General features: G+C 73.7%; 17 protein-coding genes. 3 read left to right on the top strand and 14 right to left on the bottom strand.

Features of this window, described 5'->3' with window-relative positions; all coding sequences use genetic code 11:
• Positions 1-31: 31 nt before the first annotated feature.
• Positions 32-847 carry a hypothetical protein gene (locus ABLM29_RS17890; RefSeq protein ID WP_349715797.1) on the bottom strand — a complete coding sequence of 272 codons (816 nt, stop codon included), beginning with the start codon at positions 845-847 and terminating at the stop codon, positions 32-34.
• 139 nt (positions 848-986) lie between these two features.
• Here ABLM29_RS17890 and ABLM29_RS17885 point away from each other — a divergent pair, with 139 nt between their 5' ends.
• Positions 987-1,829, top strand: a complete 843-nt coding sequence (locus ABLM29_RS17885; protein ID WP_349715795.1) for a DUF3097 domain-containing protein — start codon at positions 987-989, stop codon at positions 1,827-1,829.
• On the opposite strand, the gene ABLM29_RS17880 is transcribed toward ABLM29_RS17885, so the two are convergent.
• From ABLM29_RS17880 to lepA, 8 genes are all read right to left on the bottom strand, one after another.
• The gene (locus ABLM29_RS17880) at positions 1,819-2,217 is read right to left on the bottom strand and encodes a hypothetical protein (protein WP_349715794.1); all 399 of its coding nucleotides are present in this window, start codon (positions 2,215-2,217) and stop codon (positions 1,819-1,821) included. The genes ABLM29_RS17885 and ABLM29_RS17880 overlap by 11 nt on opposite strands.
• A gap of 48 nt (positions 2,218-2,265) precedes the next feature.
• Complete coding sequence (gene hemW, locus ABLM29_RS17875; RefSeq protein WP_349715793.1) at positions 2,266-3,483, bottom strand: radical SAM family heme chaperone HemW; 1,218 nt, start codon at positions 3,481-3,483, stop codon at positions 2,266-2,268.
• 24 nt (positions 3,484-3,507) lie between these two features.
• Positions 3,508-4,458 carry a dioxygenase family protein gene (locus tag ABLM29_RS17870; RefSeq protein WP_349715792.1) on the bottom strand — a complete coding sequence of 317 codons (951 nt, stop codon included), beginning with the start codon at positions 4,456-4,458 and terminating at the stop codon, positions 3,508-3,510.
• A gap of 47 nt (positions 4,459-4,505) precedes the next feature.
• Positions 4,506-6,329, bottom strand: a complete 1,824-nt coding sequence (locus ABLM29_RS17865) for an AMP-dependent synthetase/ligase (RefSeq protein ID WP_349715791.1) — start codon at positions 6,327-6,329, stop codon at positions 4,506-4,508.
• Between the two features lie 132 nt (positions 6,330-6,461).
• Positions 6,462-7,109 carry an MOSC domain-containing protein gene (locus tag ABLM29_RS17860; RefSeq protein WP_349715790.1) on the bottom strand — a complete coding sequence of 216 codons (648 nt, stop codon included), beginning with the start codon at positions 7,107-7,109 and terminating at the stop codon, positions 6,462-6,464.
• A gap of 99 nt (positions 7,110-7,208) precedes the next feature.
• Positions 7,209-8,171 carry an aminoglycoside phosphotransferase family protein gene (locus ABLM29_RS17855; protein ID WP_502889272.1) on the bottom strand — a complete coding sequence of 321 codons (963 nt, stop codon included), beginning with the start codon at positions 8,169-8,171 and terminating at the stop codon, positions 7,209-7,211.
• Between the two features lie 223 nt (positions 8,172-8,394).
• Positions 8,395-9,597, bottom strand: a complete 1,203-nt coding sequence (locus ABLM29_RS17850; protein WP_349715786.1) for an NAD(P)/FAD-dependent oxidoreductase — start codon at positions 9,595-9,597, stop codon at positions 8,395-8,397.
• Between the two features lie 100 nt (positions 9,598-9,697).
• The gene (gene lepA / locus ABLM29_RS17845) at positions 9,698-11,581 is read right to left on the bottom strand and encodes a translation elongation factor 4 (RefSeq protein WP_349715784.1); all 1,884 of its coding nucleotides are present in this window, start codon (positions 11,579-11,581) and stop codon (positions 9,698-9,700) included.
• Between the two features lie 68 nt (positions 11,582-11,649).
• On the opposite strand from lepA, the gene ABLM29_RS17840 reads away from it, so the two are divergent.
• Together ABLM29_RS17840 and rpsT are read left to right on the top strand one after the other, a co-directional pair.
• The gene (locus tag ABLM29_RS17840) at positions 11,650-12,573 is read left to right on the top strand and encodes a phosphotransferase family protein (RefSeq protein WP_349715783.1); all 924 of its coding nucleotides are present in this window, start codon (positions 11,650-11,652) and stop codon (positions 12,571-12,573) included.
• 168 nt (positions 12,574-12,741) lie between these two features.
• A complete protein-coding gene (gene rpsT, locus ABLM29_RS17835) occupies positions 12,742-13,002 on the top strand; it encodes a 30S ribosomal protein S20 (RefSeq protein WP_349715781.1) in 261 nt (86 codons plus the stop codon).
• A 105-nt stretch (positions 13,003-13,107) separates the two neighbouring features.
• Here the strand turns inward: rpsT and ABLM29_RS17830 are convergent, their stop codons facing one another.
• The 5 genes from ABLM29_RS17830 to ABLM29_RS17810 form a co-directional block, all read right to left on the bottom strand.
• The gene (locus tag ABLM29_RS17830) at positions 13,108-14,007 is read right to left on the bottom strand and encodes a hypothetical protein (RefSeq protein ID WP_349715780.1); all 900 of its coding nucleotides are present in this window, start codon (positions 14,005-14,007) and stop codon (positions 13,108-13,110) included.
• 4 nt (positions 14,008-14,011) lie between these two features.
• Positions 14,012-14,461 carry a hypothetical protein gene (locus ABLM29_RS17825; RefSeq protein WP_349715778.1) on the bottom strand — a complete coding sequence of 150 codons (450 nt, stop codon included), beginning with the start codon at positions 14,459-14,461 and terminating at the stop codon, positions 14,012-14,014.
• A gap of 156 nt (positions 14,462-14,617) precedes the next feature.
• Positions 14,618-15,568, bottom strand: coding sequence for a DNA polymerase III subunit delta (gene holA, locus ABLM29_RS17820; RefSeq protein WP_349715776.1), 951 nt, complete (start codon positions 15,566-15,568; stop codon positions 14,618-14,620).
• A 65-nt stretch (positions 15,569-15,633) separates the two neighbouring features.
• Positions 15,634-17,964, bottom strand: a complete 2,331-nt coding sequence (locus tag ABLM29_RS17815) for a ComEC/Rec2 family competence protein (protein ID WP_349715775.1) — start codon at positions 17,962-17,964, stop codon at positions 15,634-15,636.
• A 2-nt stretch (positions 17,965-17,966) separates the two neighbouring features.
• Positions 17,967-18,542 (bottom strand): ComEA family DNA-binding protein (locus ABLM29_RS17810; protein ID WP_349715774.1); only part of this gene is annotated, 576 nt, incomplete at its 5' end.

Below are 18,542 nucleotides of genomic sequence, written 5' to 3'. Positions count from 1 at the left end.
AGAAGGTTTCTGCCGACTCGCGGGAAGGGCGTCAGCAGCCGGCGATCCGGGCCAGCGCCTCGCCGACCGTCAGCCGACCGTAGGTCTGGGTCAGCGTCCCGCCCGACGCCCGCTCGGCGTGCTCGCGCGCGGCGGCGGCGCGGAACCCGGTCGCCACCTCGCTCTGGCGCCGCTCGACGAGGTCGACCCAGCGCAGGATGTCCGCCGGCACGGACGGGCCGGGCAGGGCGCCGCGCTCGCCGTCGAGGACGGCCTCGCGCAGCGCCAGCGCGCTGGCCAACGGGTGCAGGGTCGCGGTGAGGTTCTCGGTGGCCCGCGGATCGGTGGTGGCCAGCCGGACGTCGGGGCGCGCCACGTCGCCGCTCGCCCCGTAGCGGAAGCAGGAGCGCAGCCGGTCGATCGCCGACGCCTCCTCCGCCCACGTGCTGGGACCGTCGCGGAACGCGGCGGGATCCCCGGCCGGCCCGTCGGGCAGCGCCAGCCGGGTGATCGCGTGCGCGTTGACCGCCTCCAGCAGCGCCAGCGGGTCGCCCGCGGGCAGCCGCACCTCCCGGCGGGGCGGCCAGAAGTCGAAGTGGCTGAAGTCGCCGTGGGGGCCGCCGACGTGGAACAGGTAGACGTCCGGGTAGGTCGCCCGCCGGGTCCGGCGCTCGGGGCACACCTCGTAGAAGAGCGCGATCGCGAGCTGGGTCAGCAGCCCCGCACCGAGGGCGCCGAGGGACTCGGTGACCACCACGCCGTACCGGTCCGAGGCCGTCCACCCCGGGAACAGGTCGTCCGCGCCCGCCTCCTCGCCGCCCAGAGTGACCGAGAACTGGTCGGGGAAGAGCTGGTCGGCGACGTGCACCCGGCGATGCTCCCCCAGCGCCGCGGCCGCGCTGTTGCGGCGCCGTGACGTCGGTGTGACGGACGCACCGGACGAATTCTCACCACCCGCCGAGCCGCCTCCGCCGGATCCGCCGCCCGGGGTGAGAGTGTCGTCGGTCGTGGCAGACCGATACGGCACCGATGTCCTGGCCGGCGACTGGAACGTCCCGAAGCGCGGTCGCGCGGTGGAGGCGCCCGCCGACCACGGGCTGGTGGTCGAGGAGGTGACCAGCGACTGGTGCGGCGAGATCGTCGCGGTCGACCGCGACCTGCACACCGTGACGCTCGAGGACCGGCGCCGCAAGCGGCGTACCTTCCCGCTCGGGCCGGGCTTCCTGCTCGAGGGGAGGCCGGTGATCCTGGTCGCGCCCGTCCGGCAGAAGGCGCCGGCCAAGCCGACCCGGACCGCGAGCGGCTCGATCGCCGTCCACGACGCGAAGGCGCGCGTCGCCCGGGCCAGCCGGATCTTCGTCGAGGGCCGCCACGACGCCGAGCTGGTGGAGAAGGTGTGGGGCGACGACCTGCGGATCGAGGGCGTCGTCGTGGAGTACCTCGGCGGCGTCGACGACCTCGCCGACCACCTGGTCGGATTCAAGCCGGGTCCGCAGCGGCGCGTCGGCGTGCTGGTGGACCACCTGGTCAAGGGCTCCAAGGAGTCCCGGATCGCCGAGGCGATCCGCCGCGGGCCGCACGGCAAGGACGTGGCGATCCTCGGCCACCCGTTCGTCGACATCTGGCAGGCGGTCAAGCCCGACCGGCTCGGGCTGCGCGAGTGGCCGACCATCCCCCGCAGCATCGAGTGGAAGAAGGGGATCTGCCAGCACCTGGGGTGGCCGCATCGCGACCAGGCCGACATCGCCCGGGCCTGGCAGCACATCCTGTCGAAGGTGCGGTCCTACGACGACCTGGAGCCGGCGCTGCTCGGCCGGGTCGAGGAGCTGATCGACTTCGTCACCGCATGACGCGGCCGTTGCCGTCGCGCACGGTGGTCGAGGCGAGGATCACGATGCCGTCGACGATGCCCCAGAGGATGAACAGCGGCGCCGTCAGGAAGCCGATGATCGCGCAGAACAGCACGTAGCTGCCGACCGCGCCGAGCAGCTGGCCGAGGCCGAGGGCCGTGTTCCCGGCGTAGAGCCGGCCGACGCCCGGGATCCCGACCAGCGACAGCATCAGCTGCAGCAGCCCCGCGGCGGTCTTCGACTTGTCCGAGATCGGCGCGCCGGTGACCGGGTCGACGCCGTACGGGTAGGCCGGCGAGGGGTGGCCGTACGGCGGGTACGCCGCCGGCTGGCCGTAGGGCTGGTACGGCGGCTCCGGCTCGGACGGCCTCTCGGGCGGCTCGCTCATGCACCGCATCGTAGGGCCGCCGGCCGGGTGCGTGCCGGGCGGCGCGGGTCAGCCGAGCAGCGTCCGCACGACGCCGTCGGCGAGCAGCCGCCCGCGCCGGGTCAGCACCAGCCGGTCCCCGCCGTGCGCGGCGGGGTCCTCGAGCAGCCCGTCGGCGACCAGGCCCCCGACCGTCTCCGGTGCCGGCACCGCGTCCAGCGGCAGACCCTCGCGCACCCGGACCTCGAGCAGCACCCGCTCCAGGCGCCGCGTCTCCGCGTCCAGCACCTCGCGGGCCTGCGCCGGGCTGCGACCGCCGTTCACCCGGTCGGCGTAGGCCACCGGGTGCTTGACGTTCCACCAGCGCACGCCGCCGACGTGGCTGTGGGCGCCCGGCCCGACGCCCCACCAGTCGCTGCCCGCCCAGTAGCCCAGGTTGTGCCGGCAGCGCGCGGCGTCGTCGCGCGCCCAGTTCGACACCTCGTACCAGCCCAGCCCGGCGGCGGTCAGCGCCTCGTCGGCCTGCACGTACTTGTCCGCCAGGTCGTCCTCGTCCGGCATCGGCAGCTCACCGCGCCGCACCCGGCGCGCCAGCGCGGTGCCGTCCTCGACGATCAGCGAGTACGCCGAGACGTGGTCGGGCTCGCAGGACAGCGCGGCGTCCAGGGAGGCCGCCCAGTCGCCGGCCGACTCCCCCGGGGTGCCGTAGATCAGGTCGAGGCTGACCTGCTCGAAGCCCGCGGCCCGGGCGGCGGCCACCACGCCGGGCACCCGCTCCGGGTCGTGGGTGCGGTCCAGCACCGCGAGCACGTGCCGGACGCTGGACTGCATCCCGAAGGAGACGCGCGTGAACCCGGCCGCCCGCAGCCGCTCCAGCCGGCCGAGGTCGACCGAGTCGGGGTTGGCCTCGGTGGTCACCTCGGCGCCCGGGGCCAGCCCGAACTCCTCGTCGACGGCGGCCAGCACCGCGCCCAGCGCCTCGGGCTCGAGCAGCGTCGGGGTGCCGCCACCGACGAAGACCGTCTCCACCGGCAGGTCGACCTCGCCCAGCACCTGCCGCGCGCGGCGTACCTCGGCGACGGCCTGGTCGGCGAAGGTCGCCCGGGAGACGCCGGGTCCCAGCTCCTCGGCCGTGTAGGTGTTGAAGTCGCAGTAGCCGCACCGCACCCTGCAGAACGGGACGTGCAGGTAGACGCCGAACGGGCGCCGGCCGACCTCGGCCAGCGCCGCTGCGGGGAGGGAGCCGTCGTCGGGGACGGGCTCCCCCTCGGGCAATGCGGACGGCACGCCCGCATCCTCACACGCGCGGGGCTACACGGGCACGTTGAGGCGCAGGGTGTAGCCCTCGTCGACCGACCCGGTCAGCCTGCCCATCTGCAGCGAGTAGCCGTCGCTGAAGATGCCGTCGGTGTCGAGGGTGACCCGGGAGAGGGTGTCCACCGACGCCTCGTAGCCCTCCGCCGTGCCGTAGACGGTGTCGCAGACGTCCTCGGGGAACGCGATCTGGGAGGTGCGCAGCTTGTTGCTGGCGCTCGTGGCGTCGTCGACCGAGCCGTAGACCTCGAAGTGCAGGTGCGGCCAGCGGCCCTCGTAGCAGGCGGGGAAGATGCTGGTGAAGGTAAGGGCGCCGTCGGCGTCGGCGACCTGCACCCCGCGCAGGTAGTTCTCGTCCTCGGCGCCCGCGGAGTAGAGGGAGTAGAGGCCGTCCCGGTCGCAGTGCCACAGGTAGACCGCCGCGCCCTCGTACGGCGTCATGCCGTCCGCGTCGTTGTCGTAGATCTTGAGCGCGATGGTGAGCGGCACGCCCGCCGCGACGCCGCCGGCGTCGCCGAAGCTGCGGGTGATGTCGGAGCGGACGATGCCGGACTCGGTCAGCACGTTGACGCCGTTGCTGCCGTCCCCGGGGTACGGACCGGCGGTCTCCTCGGGGATGTCGCCGTCGTCCAGGCCCTGCTGCGAGACGCCCATCCCACCGCCGTCGGGGCCGCCGCCCCGGCCGTCGGGACCACCGGGACCACCGGGACCACCGGGACCACCGCTCGGCGGGGCGCCCGCCGGGCCGCCGGTGGCGGACGCGCCGGACGACGCGCTCGTCGAGGTGTCGCTGCCGCAGCCGGCGACGAGGGCGACGCCCAGGCCGCCGGCGATGCCGAACAGCCCGCGGCGCCCCCACGACCTGCCCACCATCCCCTTCTCCCGGAGGGTGGGCAGGTCGTGGCTGAGGCCTTCGCGGTGCTCGTCGTGAGCGTCGTGCTGGTCCATGCGCGCAGCCTCGCGGCCGGACCTGTGTCGGCGCTGTGCGCCGGCTGTCAGCTGTAGAAGGAGTCGATCAGGTCCTTGTTGTTGTTCTCCACCACCGAGCGCTTGACCTTCAGCGACGGGGTGAGCTCACCGGACTCGATCGTGAGGTCGTGGTCGAGGAGCTTCCACTTCTTGATGGTCTCCCAGCGGTTGAGCTGGGCGTTGAGGGCGTCGACGTACTCCCCGACCATCGCCTGGACCTTCTCCGACCGCACCAGGTCGGTGTAGGAGGCACCGGCCATGTCGTTCTCGGCCGCCCACGCGGCCATCGCGTCGGGGTCGAGGGTGACCAGCGCGGAGACGAAGTTGCGCTCGGCGCCGAAGGCCATGAACTGGCTGGCGTAGGGGCACAGCGCCTTGAACTTCGCCTCGATCGCCGGCGGGGCGACGTACTTGCCGCCGGAGGTCTTGAAGAGCTCCTTGATCCGGCCGGTGATCCGCAGGAAGCCGTCCTCGTCCAGCTCGCCCTTGTCGCCGGTGCGCAGCCAGCCGTCCTGGGTGAACGCCTCGGCGGAGGCCTCGGGGCGGTTGTGGTAGCCGGCCATGATGTGCGGGCCGCGGAGCTGGACCTCGCCGTTGTCGCCGATCCGGACCTCGGCGCCCGGGAGCGCGGGGCCGACCGTGCCCATCTTGTAGTCCTTGGGGTGGTTGACCGTGGCGCCGGCGGCGTTCTCGGTCATGCCGTAGCCCTCGAGGATCAGCACGCCGGCGGCGTGGAACCAGCGGGCGATGTCGGGGTTGAGCGCGGCCGAGCCGGAGATGAAGAACTTCACCCGGCCGCCGAAGCGCTCGCGCACCTTGCTGAAGACCAGCTTGTCGAAGAGCCCGTGCTGCACCTTGAGCAGGAACGGGACCGGCTTGCCGGCGAGCGTCAGCTCGTCGACCGCGGTGCCGACCTCGAAGGCGCGGTTGAAGATCTTCTCCTTCAGGCCGCCCTCGGCCTGCTGCATCATCACGATCCGCGCGTGGGCCTTCTCGAAGATGCGCGGGGCTGCGCCCATGAACGTCGGCTTCACGACGCCCAGGTTGTCGACGATCTTGTCCACGCGGCCGTCGATCGCGGTCGCGAAGCCGCAGGCCATCTGCGCCGAGGTCAGCACCTTGCCGAAGACGTGGGCCATCGGCAGCCACAGGAACTGCAGGTCGTCCTCGTGCAGGATGTCCTGCGCCTTGATCGCCTCGCCCTCGTAGACCCAGGCGCGGTGCAGGGTGCGCACGCCCTTGGGCCGGCCGGTGGTGCCGGAGGTGTAGATCAGGGTCGCCAGCTGGTCGGCCGGGATCGACTTGGCGATGTCGTCGATCGCGGTCGGGTGCTCGGCCAGGTAGCCGTCGCCGAGCTCGGCGAGGGCGTCCAGCGAGAGCACGCCCTCGCCGTCGGCGTCGGCGTCGTCGAAGGAGACGACCTTGACGATCGCGGGGAGCTCGGCACGGTGCTCCTCGATCTTCTCCAGCTGCGAGGCGTCCTCGATGAAGACCACCCGGCACTCGGCGTCGCCGAGGATGAACGCCGCGTCGTCGGACTTCGTCGACGGGTAGACCGTGGTGGTGGCGCCGCCGGCGCACATCACGGCCAGGTCGGCCAGGACCCACTCGTAGCGGGTGTTGGAGGCGATGCCGACGCGCTGCTCGGACTCGATGCCGAGCGCGAGCAGGCCGGCCGCGAGCCGGCGTACCCGGTCGCCCGCCTGGCGCCAGGTGACGGACTCCCACGCCTCGCCGACCGGGAAGCGGAACGCCTCGGCGTCCGGGTTCACCTCCACGCGGTCGAGGAACTGCACGGCGCAGTTCTGCGGCATGTGGTCGATGAAGCTGGTGTCGTACGTGATGGCCATGACGCTCCCTGCGCGCGATGTCGTCTGTCCCGAGACCCGATGGATACGGGAGAGTAACCTAGATCACGCCGCGTCCGGGAGCGACGTCACCCCCCGCACGTTTCTTTGGTCGAACTGCCCAGCCCCTCTCGGTCACCCGCGCGCCAGGTAGTCGTCCATCACGCGCCGCGGCAGCTCGGCGAGGTCCTCGATCGCCGCCAGCTCCGGCAGGCGCGCGCGGTCCAGGTTGAGCGCGACGAAGAGGTCCACCACGGTGATGCCGTGCTCGGGGACCGACTCGACCTCGATCGCGGCGTCCGCCGCCACCTCCCCGGGCTCCAGCACGCGGAGGTAGGGGCCGGGCCGCAGTGCGGCGGTGAACCGCCGCACCCACTGGGTGTCGTCGTACCCCTGGTCGCCCATCCAGCCCTTGAAGACGTTGCAGGGCGTACGCACCGAGGCGACCTCCATCAGGGCCCCGCCGACCCGCCACCGGGTGCCGACCACCGCCGCGTTGAGGTCCAGGCCGGCGGTGGTGAGGTTCTCGCCGAAGACGCCGGGGCCGATCTCCCGGCCGAGCTCGCCCGCCCACCAGTCCAGGTCCTCGCTCGCGTAGGCGTAAACCGCCTGGTCGAAGCCGCCGTGCACGTCGGTGTTCGCGACCTGGTCGCCGTCCAGGCCGAGCCGGTGCGCCCGCACCGGACCGTCCACGGGTTCCTTGGCGATCGCCGTCCGCGACGTGCGGCCGGCGAAGCCGACCTCTCGCGGAGTGCCGACGTTGACCGCTACGAGGTGTGCCATGGCCCCATTGTCCCCAACCGACCCGCGAGTCGGCAGTCAGTTTCTGCCGGGTCGGCAGCCGCAGGCGCGAGTCGGCAGAAAGTTTCTGCCGACTCGCGCTCAATCCTGGACGGCCTTGGCGACGGTGATGCACCGGGTGATGTGGTCGCGCTGGTCGGGGCTGGGCCTGCCTCCGGCCCGCAGGGCGTCCCGGTGGGCCCAGTGGGCGTTGAGCACGCTGCGCACCACCACCCAGTCCCGGGCCCGGTGCTCGTCGAGGCCCGCGGTGTCGACCAGGGTGTGGAACCGGCGCCGGATGCCGTCGCGGACCGACCCGAAGGCCCCCGGCGCGGCGTACTCCTCGAACCGGTTGCGCAGCATCGGCTCGGGCTCGTAGTGCGGGTCGCCGTTGACCGGCTTGGGGTCGATGGCCAGCCAGGTCGACTCCTCGCCGGAACCGCCGCGCCGGCCGAGCAGCACGTTGCCGTAGTGCAGGTCGGCGTGGACGACCGCCGTCGGCGGCTCGGCGGCGAGGTCGGCGGCGAGGCCCAGCGCCTGGTCGACCAGCCGCCGGGGCACCGGCACCCGCCCGGCGTCCTCGGCGAGCGCCTGGCGCCAGCGCAGGACGTACGACGCCAGCGGCCGCAGCTGCGGCATCGGGGCCACGTGGAGCAGGGGGTAGAGGCGCGCGACGACCTCGCAGGCCTCCTCGTCCCAGTGGTCGGCGAGGTCGGTCCGGTCGAGCCGCTCCAGCAGCAGCGCACGGCGGCCCGGGTCGGCGCGCAGCAGCCGGACGGCGCCCCGGCCGCGCCAGCGCTGCAGCGCGAGGTGCTCGTGGTCGGACTCGGCCGCGTCGGCGTCCGTGTGCAGCTTGAGCACGGCCTCCTCGCCGGAGGCGGTGCGCACCGGCAGGACCAGCGAGCAGTAGCCGTGCCACGCGCCGCCGTCGCGGGTCAGCGCCCACTCCCCCAGCACGTCGTCGGCCAGCGCCGGGAGCCGGTCCAGCCAGCGGCCCCAGTCCGGGCCGAGGGTGCGCTGCCGCTCGAGCCCCGGGGGTACCTCGACGCGCGCCACGGGCCCCATCCCACCAGCCCGGTGGTTGAGGTGCGAGCGAAGCGAGCCCTGCCGGTGGTTGAGGTGCGAGCGAAGCGAGCCTCGAAACCACCACCGATCGACGGCGGTGGTTTCGAGGCTCGGCGCCAGGGCGCCTCGCACCTCAACCACCGGCAACCCGGCGCCGGGGCGCCTCGCACCTCAACCACCGGCAACCCGGCGCCGAGGCGCCTCGCACCTCAACCAGGAATGGTCAGGGCAGCTGCACGTGCCCGTTCTTCATCTTCCAGAGGAAGTACTTCTCGAAGCCCAGCTTCATCAGGTGGGCCTGCGGGCCCGGGATCAAGACCCCGTGCTTGCGCGGCGGCAGCATCTTGTCGGCCAGGATCACCACGCCGTTGTTGCCGGCGTCCATCACGCAGACGGCCTTGATGTCGCCGAACTCCTTGCGGGCCTCCGGCACCTCGCCGCGGATCTGGGCGGCGATGTTCGCGGCGGCGGTGTGCGCCATCTGCTCGGTCGGGAAGCCGGTCTTCGGGATGCCGACCGGCGTCGGCGTCTGCCAGGGCACGTCGACCGCGGCGGCCACGCCGACGGCGTACACGTCGTCGTACTTCTCCGACTGGTAGGTGTCGCGGACCCGGACGTAGCCCTTCTCGTCCGCGAGGTCCGGGGTGTCCTTGAGGAACTCCTGACCGAGGAACGGCGGCACCACCATCGAGTACGCGAACGGCAGCCGCGTGCCGTCGGCGAGCTGCATCATGCCGTCGTCGATGTGGTCGAGGCCGACGGAGATGTGGGCGTCGATGCCCTCCTTCTTCAGGAACATCCCGAGCAGCTGCTCGCCGTGCGGCAGGCCGCCGATGCCGAAGTGGCCCAGGAACGGCTCCGAGGTGACGTAGGAGAGCTTCACGTCCTTCTTCAGACCGGCCTTCTTCAGCTGGTAGGCGGTGTTGAAGAGGAACTCGTACGCCGCGCCGAAGCAGCCCGCACTCTGGCTGGCGGCGATGACGATGTCGCCGGGGTCCTCCAGGTAGCGCTTCCAGCCGGCGCCCGCGCGCTCGGCCTCGGGCAGGGTGGTGATGGTGTAGGCGTTCTCCGCGAAGCCCGGCACCACGTCGGTCTTGTTGTGATAGCCGGTGGCGATGACCAGGTAGTCGTAGACGAGGCTGCGCCCGTCAGCCAGCGTCACCCGGCGCTGGACCGGGTCGACGGCGACGGCGGCCTCGTGCACGAACCCGATGCCGTGCTCCTCCAGCGTCGGGATCACGGGGAACGTGATGTCCTCCCGGTCGCGCTTGCCGAAGGGCAGCCAGATCAGGCTCGGGTTGAACAGGAAGTGGTCATCGGGGGCGACCACCGTGACGTCGACGTCTCCGTGCAGCTCGTGGCGTACGGCGAGGGCCGCGGTCAGGCCCCCGAAGTTCGCACCGAGCACCAGCACCCGCTTGCGCATCGCGCACCTCCTGGATCGGTTCTGTGTCCGAGTCCAGGATGACCCCCCGGGGGGATAACGAGCAGGGGCGAAGGTCCCCCGCGGGAGGGACCTCGCACCGTCACTTCTTGGGCTTGTCCCCCGCCGGGCCGGTGGTGGAGAGCGCGGCCACGAAGGCCTCCTGGGGGACCTCGACGCGGCCGACCATCTTCATCCGCTTCTTGCCCTCCTTCTGCTTCTCCAGCAGCTTGCGCTTCCGGGAGATGTCACCGCCGTAGCACTTGGCGAGGACGTCCTTGCGGATGGCGCGGATGGTCTCCCGGGCGATCACCCGGGCGCCGATGGCGGCCTGGATCGGCACCTCGAACTGCTGCCGCGGGATCAGGTCCTTGAGCTTGCCGGCCATCATCACGCCGTAGGAGTACGCCGCGTCGCGGTGCACGATCGCGCTGAACGCGTCGACCGGGTCGCCGTGCAGCAGGATGTCGACCTTGACCAGGTCGGCGGCCTGCTCGCCGGTGCGCTCGTAGTCGAGGCTGGCGTAGCCCTTCGTGCGCGACTTCAGCTGGTCGAAGAAGTCGAAGACGATCTCACCCATCGGCAGCACGTAGCGCATCTCGACGCGGTCCGCGGAGAGGTAGTCCATGCCCTGGAGCTGGCCGCGCTTCTCCTGGCACAGCTCCATGATGGTGCCGATGTAGTCCGAGGGGCTGAGGATCGTGGCCCGCACGACGGGCTCGCGGACCTCGGCGATCTTGCCCTCGGGGAACTCGCTGGGGTTGGTCACCTCGTGCTCGGTGCCGTCCTCCATCTGCACCTCGTAGACCACGTTGGGCGCGGTCGAGATCAGGTCGAGGTTGAACTCCCGCTCCAGGCGGTCGCGGGTGATCTCCATGTGCAGCAGGCCGAGGAAGCCGCAGCGGAAGCCGAAGCCCAGCGCACCGGAGGTCTCCGGCTCGAAGGTGAGCGCCGCGTCGTTGAGCTGGAGCTTCTCCAGGGACTCGCGCAGCACCGGGTAGTCGTCGCCGTCGATCGGGTAGAGCCCGGCGTAGACCATCGGGTTCGGGTGCTGGTAGCCGCCGAGCGGGTCGGTGGCGCCGTTGTGCTGGGAGGTGACCGTGTCGCCGACCCGGGACTGGCGGACATCCTTCACGCCGGTGATCAGGTAGCCGGTCTCCCCCACGCCGATCTCGCCCGACTTGACCTGCTCGGGGCTGATCACGCCGAGCTCGAGCATCTCGTGGGTCGCGCCGGTCGACATCATCTTGATCCGGTCGCGGTGGCTGAGCTTGCCGTCGACGACCCGGACGTAGGTCACCACGCCGCGGTAGGTGTCGTAGACCGAGTCGAAGATCAGCGCGCGGGCCGGGGCGTCGGCGTTGCCGACGGGGGCCGGGGTCTGCTTGACGATCTCGTTGAGGACCGCCTCGACGCCCTCGCCGGTCTTCGCGCTGACCCTGAGCACGTCGGAGGGGTCGCAGCCGATGATCCCGGCCAGCTCCGCGGCGTACTTCTCCGGGTCGGCGCTGGGCAGGTCGATCTTGTTGAGCACCGGGATGATGTGCAGGTCCGCACCCATCGCCAGGTAGAGGTTGGCCAGGGTCTGCGCCTCGATGCCCTGCGCGGCGTCGACCAGCAGGATCGCGGCCTCGCACGCCTGCAGCGACCGGGACACCTCGTAGGTGAAGTCCACGTGGCCGGGGGTGTCGATCATGTTGAGCACGTAGGTGCCGGGCTCGGCGCCCTGCTCGTTGCCCTCGGCGACCTGCCACGGCATCCGCACGGCCTGGCTCTTGATGGTGATGCCGCGCTCGCGCTCGATGTCCATCCGGTCGAGGTACTGGGCGCGCGCGGCACGCGGGTCGACCACCTCGGTCAGCTGCAGCATGCGGTCGGCCAGGGTCGACTTGCCGTGGTCGATGTGCGCGATGATGCAGAAGTTGCGGATGATCGACGGGTCGGTGCGGCCCGGCTGCGGGGCGGCGGCGTTCGAGACTGCGGGCATGGTGCGCCCATCCTCCCAGAGGCGCGCCGCCCGCGCGAAACGGTGCCCACGTCCGACAGACTGTCCGGGTGGAGACCGCCATCCCGACCGCCATCCCCCACGGGCGCACCGCCCGCCGCCTCGAGTGGGTGCACCTGCCCCCGCACATCCGGGCGATGGTCGAGCGCCGCTGCGGCTCGCCGGTGATCGAGGCCGTCTCCCAGACGGCCGGCTTCACGCCCGGCTTCGCCTCCCTCCTGCTCTGCGAGGACGGCACCCGCCACTTCGTGAAGGCCGCCTCCACCCGCGCGCAGCGGGCCTTCGCCGACGCCTACCGCGTCGAGGCCCGCCGGCTGCGCACCCTCCCGCCCGGTACGCCGGCGCCGCGGCTGCGCTGGGTCCACGACGCCGACGACTGGGTGGTGCTCGGGATCGAGGCGGTCGCCGCGCGCGCCCCGCACCGGCCGTGGTCGCCCGACGACCTGCAGGCGGCGTCCGAGGCGCTGGTCCGGATGGCCGACCTCCTCACCCCCGCCCCGACCGGGCTCACGCCGGCGGAGGAGGAGTTCGCCGACTGGCCCGAGCTCTGGGACGGCGTCGACCACCCGCGCGCCGAGGAGTACCGCGAGCTCGCCGGGCGGTACGCCGAGGTCGTCGCCGGGGACACGCTGGTCCACACCGACGTCCGCGACGACAACCTGCTGGTCCTCGGCGACGGCGCCACGCTGCTCTGCGACTGGAACTGGCCGGTCGCCGGCGCCGCATGGCTCGACTCGCTGCACCTGCTGGTCGGCCCGCGCGGCGACGGCCTGGACGTGGAGGCGCACATCGCGCGCCACCCGCTGCTGTCGACGGTGGCGGCCGAGGACATCGACGTGGTGCTGGCGCTGCTGCTCGGCTACTTCGAGGCCTCGGCCCTGCAGCCGGTACCCTCGTCCTCGCCGTACCTCCGCGAGGCGCAGGCCTGGCAGCGCGACGTGCTGCACGACTGGCTCGCCGAGCGTCGTGGGTAGGTGACGGGCGGGGCCCCGCGGGGGCTCGCTCGATTTGGGGCGCACACGGGCCGCTGTTAGCCTTGTACGTCGCGTCAGGGCGTGTCACGACCGCGCCTGATGCCCCTCCGGACCGACCAGAAACTTACCGATCCCCCGGGATCCCGATCTTCACGAGGCAGACACACCGTGGCGAACATCAAGAGCCAGATCAAGCGGAACAAGCAGAACGAGAAGGCGCGCGAGCGCAACAAGGCCGTCAAGACCGGCCTGAAGACCGCCGTCCGCAAGTTCCGCGAGGCCGCCGAGGCCGGCGACAAGGACGCCGCCGTCACCGCCGGTCGCGACGCGACCCGTGCGCTGGACAAGGCCGTCTCCAAGGGCGTCATCCACAAGAACCAGGCCGCCAACCGCAAGTCGGCGATCATGAAGAAGGCCGCCTCCCTCTGACCTTCCCTGGCTCCGGTCCGGAGTCAACCTGTCGGGTCGGCAGGAACTCTCAGCGACAGCTGATCGAGTTCCTGCCGACCCGTGTTTTTGGCTCGTGCGCGGGGCTCAGCCGACCGGGTCCAGCGCGACCTGGGTCCGGGGCACGACGACCCGGACGGGGATGCACCCGCCGCGGTCGGTGGTCACCAGGTCGACCTGCTCGCCGTCGTCCTCCTCGCCGAGGACGGTGACCGGCACGGCGGTGCGGTCGGCCCGGCAGTCCGTGCCGCCCATCCGCTCACGCAGCGACGCGACGTCGTCGGACGGCACCTGCCAGGTGCCGGTGGACGCCTCCCGCGGCACCGACTCCGACGCCTCCGGACCGGTGGTCCAGACGAACGCCACGGCGCCGATGCTGGCGAGCGCGAGCCACCCGGCGATCTGCCACCGCGCGACCTTGAACCGGGCCTGGAGCCGGAGGTAGCTCGCCGCCCCGAGCACGACGTCCAGGGTGCCGCTGAGCGCGTTCACCCGTTCGGCGGCGCGATTCACGTAGTCGGGGACGGCCTCGACGTCGGCGCTGTCGACCCAGGCGTCCAGCTTCGTCCGGTGGTCCTCGTGGGCCTCCTCCACCGCCTCCAGGAAGTCGCCGAGATCGTGCCCCCACGGCGCCAGCACCGGGTCGCCCGCGACCGCCTCCCGCGCCTGCCTGGTCGCGTCGTCGGCGTCCACGGCGGTGAGGTCCCCGGCGTCCACCGTGCTCGCCGCGGCCAGCCCCATCGCGACGACCATCGCCCCCAGCACGCCGGCGAGGGCCGCCACGGCGCCCAGCACGGCGACACCGAAGAGCACCGGTGAGGCGCCCGGGTCGAGGTCGCCGAAGCGCGACAGGCTGATCCCGGCGAACGCCACCGCCGCCACCGCCCCGAATGAGATGACCAGCCAGCGCGCGGCGGATCGGAGGCGGTCGGCGGCCTGCGCGAGCGGGGCGTCGGGGGCCGGCGGCGCGGCCTGCTCGGGGGGCACGGCCCTAGGGCTCCAGGCCCAGCATGAACGAGATCCGGGTGTCGGGCCCGAGCTCCATGCCCTCGGGGAGGTCGAGGGTGAGGTGCGCGCCGGTGACGCCGCTGACCTGCCAGGTCACCACGTTCAGCGGCCCGCTGGCGGGCGGCCCCGCGAACACCCGCGGACCGACGTAGAGATCGACGCCGCTGTCGAACGTGAGCCCGGGCTCGATCCCGGCCATCACCTGCGCGACAACCGGGGAGCGGGGCTGGACGTGGATCAGGCCGCCTCCGCCCGACCCGCCGCCGCCCGAACTGCCACCGCTGCTGCCCTGGGGCACCCCGCCGGTGGCTGGGGGCGGCGGCGCGGCGACCACCTGGTAGGTGACCGGGTTGCCGTCGGCGTCGTACGCCTCGATCGGCTTGCTGGTGCCGCAGCTCACGGACACCTGGACGGTCTTGCGACCCTTCGACATCGGCTCTCCGCCTCTCCCCAGGAGCGGGACGATCCCGGGCAGGCTCGCACGGCGGTCCGGGGCCGGCAAGCCCGCGGGCCGGCACCGGGCGGTGGCCGGCCCGGAGTTACCGCATATCGATGACCGGCGTCAGCGGACCGGCGTCGCGGACCGGCGTCAGCGGCGGTGGTCGCGGAGCGCGGCGACGGTGAGCACCAGCCGCTCGAGCGTGTACGACGCGTCGCTGGCCGCGCCCTTGAGGTCCGCGTCGGCGCGGGCGATCTCCTGCAGCGCGCGCCCCAGGCCCTCGGGGGACCAGCCCGACGCCTGCTTGGACAGGTTGCGGGCCTTCCAGGCGGGCATCCCCTTGTCCCGGTTGCCACCCACGTGGTTGGCCAGCGACCGGGTCTGGGCCGCGATCGCGGAGAGGATGTAGACCTCCGACGTGCCCGCCTCGAGCGACCAGCGCAGCTCGCCGAGCGCACGCTCGCGCTGCCCGGCCAGGATGGCGTCGGCGATCTCGTAGTTCTTCACCTCGGCGCGGCCGCCGAAGTAGCGGCGCACCTTCTCCTCGTCGATGCGCTCGCCGGGGAAGTCGCTGGCGAGTTGGTCGACGGCGGCCGAGAGCGAGCGCAGGTCGGCGCCGACGGCGTCGGTGAGCACCTGGGCCGCGACCTTGTCGAGGCGGGCGCCGAGCCGCTTCGCCTCGGAGACGGCGAACTCGGGCATCTCCCAGGGCTTGATCTCGGCGGACTTCATCTCGGTGACGCCGGCGCACTTGCGCAGCTTGGTCAGCACGCCGCTGCCCCGGGCGCCGCCGCTGTGCACCAGCACCAGGCCGACGTCCTCGGCCGGCGCGGCCGCGTAGTCGAGCAGGCCGGCCACCGACTCGTCGGGCAGGTCCTCGAGCGCGCGGACGACCACGCACCGGACGGAGGAGAAGAGCGAGGGGGCGGCGAGCTCGCCGAGGGTCGCCAGCGTCAGCTCGGCGGCGGCGGCCTCGGAGAACTCCGCCTCCGGGTCGTGGCCGCGGACCGCGTCCTTGGCGTCGGCGACCGTGCGGGCCGCGAGGAACTCCTCCTTGCCGGTGACCAGGACGACCCGACCCAGGACCTCGGCGACGCGCATGGCGTCAGCCTCCCACACCCCTCCGACGGCACCTCGGACGGCATGCTGGACGGCACCGGTACGGATCAGCGCTCGGTGGCGAGCACGGGGCGACCGGCGCCGTCGACGAGCACCGCCAGCCCGCCCTGCCGGTCCGTGCGGGCGACCTCGGCCCCGGCCTCCACGAGGGCCGCCACCGTGGCCGGGGCGGGGTGGCCGTAGTCGTTGCCGTCGCCGACCGAGATCACCGCGAGCCGTGCCGCGAGGCCCGCGAGCCAGCCCGCGTCCTGGTAGCGGCTGCCGTGGTGCGGCACCTTGAGCACGTCGACCCGCACCCCCGCGACCGTGGCCGCGAGCCGGGCCTGGGCCGGGGGCTCGACGTCGCCGGTGAGCAGGATCCGCAGGCCGCCCACCTCCACCAGCAGCACGACGCTGGCGTCGTTGGCCGAGGAGCCGTCCCCGGCCCCCGGGCGCGGCTCCCCGGCGACGGGGGCCAGCACCTGCACCGTCGCGGCCCCGAACCGGCGGGTCTCCGCGTAGCGCGCGGGCACGACCGTCACGCCGGCCTCGCGGGCGGTCGCCGCCACCGTCGCCGCCCCGTCGGGCGGGTCGAGGACCGGTGTGGTCTCGATGCCGCCGACCGTGCGCCCGCGCAGGACGCCGGCCAGGCCACCGACGTGGTCGGCGTGGAAGTGGGTCAGCACGACCAGCGGCACCGTCCGGACACCGAGCCGGTCCAGGCAGCGCGCGACCGGGACGGGGTCCGGCCCGGCGTCGATCACCAGCGCCGCGCCGGGGCCGGTGGCGACGGCGAGCGCGTCGCCCTGGCCGACGTCGCAGGCGACCAGCAGCCAGCCGCGCGGCGGCCAGCCACCGCTGCCCGGCCAGACCCGCCCGGGCACGCCCAGGAGCACGACCAGCAGCGTGACGGCCAGCCCGACCCCGACCGCGCGCCGGCGCAGCAGCGCCGGGAGCAGCAGCGCCAGCCCCAGGCACAGGGCGACCAGGACCGCGAGCGCCAGCGGCCCGGTCCCCCACGCGATCGCGGCCCCGGGCAGCGCGGCGCCCGCCCGGGCGACGGCGACGATCCAGGCCACGCTCCACGCCGCCAGCGTGCCGAGGAGGGCGCCCCCGCCCGGCCACACCAGCCCGACGAGCCCGGCGGCGAGGCCCGCGACCGTGGCGGGACCGACGGCGGGGGCCGCCGCGAGGTTGGCCGCCACCGCCACCAGGCTCACCTCCCCCGACAGCGCGGCGACCACCGGCGTGCAGGCGACCTGCGCGGCCAACGGCACGGCGACCGCCCCGGCGACGGGCACCGGGAGCCAGCGCCCGAGCGCGGCGGTCAGGCCGGGGACCAGCAGCACGATGCCCGCGGTCGCCAGCACCGAGAGCGCGAAGCCAGCCGAGACGGCGAGCGCCGGCGCGACGAGCAGGAGGCCGACCACCGCCACCCCGAGCGCCCGCAGGCCGCGGCGCCGCCCGTCCGTGCCCAGCGCGAAGAGGCCCACCGTCCCCATCGCGGCCGCGCGCAGCACGCTGGGCTCGGTGCGGGCCACCAGCACGAAGCCCACGATCCCGACGGCTGCCACCAGGCGCAGCCACCGACCGCGCACGCCGGCGGTCCTGGCGACCACGAGCAGCAGGCCGACCAGGAGGGTGAGGTTGGTGCCGCTGACCGCCGTCAGGTGGGTCAGCCCCGTGGCGCGGAAGTCGGCGACCAGGTCGTCGGGGAGGGCCGCGTCGTCGCCGTCCACCAGCGCCGGCACCAGCGCCCGCTGCTCGGCGGGCCGGTGGGCGACCGCGTCGCGCACCGAGGCCCGCACCGCGCCGGCTGCCCGCCACCAGACGTCGGGCGGGCGCACCTCGCGCGGCGGCGGCGCACCGGTGAGGAGGGCGGCGAGGTCGGGATCGTCCGCGGCGGCCAGCCGGCCCCGGGCGTGCACGGTCGCGCCGAGCGGCACGTCCGCCCAGGCCGGGTCGCCGAGCACGAGCACCGTGGCGCCCAGGCGGAGCGTCGCGCCGCGCGCCACGACCTCGCTCACCCGCAGGCGCAGCGCCGCCCGCTCACCCCAGGGGCCGTCCAGGAGCCGCGGGTCCGAGGCGACCGTGCCGGTCACGAACGCGACCGCGCGTTCCTCGCCGAGGTCGCGCAGCGGTCCGTGCTCGGCGGCGCGGTGGCGCACCTGGCCGCTGGTGGCGACCGCGAGCGCCACCAGCGCCAGCGCGAGCAGCCACCGCGGGCGGCCCGGCGCGGGCCGGGTGCCACCGGGGCCGCCGACCAGGGCGGCCCCGACGACCGCGACGGACCCGGTGCCCGCGACCAGCCACCAGCCGGTGCCGCCGAGCGCCGCGACGGCGATGCCGCCCGCCCAGGCCGCCGCGCCGAGGAGCGGGACCCGGAGGTCGTCGGGCACGCTCAGACCGTCACGTGCGGTCGGAGGGTGGCCAGCGTCTTCTCACCGATCCCGTCGACCTCGAGGAGCTCCTCCACGCTGGCGAAGCCACCCCGCTCGGCCCGCCACGCGATGATCGCCGCCGCCGTCACGGGGCCGACCTCCGGGAGCGTCTCGAGCTCCTCGGCGCCGGCGAGGTTGACGTTGACCAGGACCGGCACGCCGCCGGCCGCACCCACGGGCGCCGCGGCGGGCGAGGCCGGCCGCCCGACCAGGATCTGCTCCCCGTCGGCGATCACCCGGGCCAGGTTGAGGCCCGTGAGGTCCACGCCGGGGCGGGCGCCGCCGGCCGCCTCGACGGCGTCCACCACACGCGCACCGGCGTCCAGGACCACGATGCCCGGGCGCCGCACGCGTCCGGCGACGTCGACCGTCACCTCTCCCCCGCCCGCGGCCGCGCCGGGCGCCGAGCCCGTGACGGCACCCGTGACGGGCAGAAGACCGCCCTGCTCGTCCTCATCGACCAGCTGGAGCTGCTCGCCGCCACCATGGACAAGATCCTCGACGCCGCCAACCGGGCCGACGCGCAGGCGCTGGTC

The organism is Nocardioides sp. YIM 152588, from assembly GCF_040191335.1.
Classification (GTDB): Bacteria; Actinomycetota; Actinomycetes; order Propionibacteriales; family Nocardioidaceae; genus Nocardioides.
Note: the sequence above shows the minus strand (reverse complement) of the source record. Positions and strands in the feature narration are given on the sequence as shown.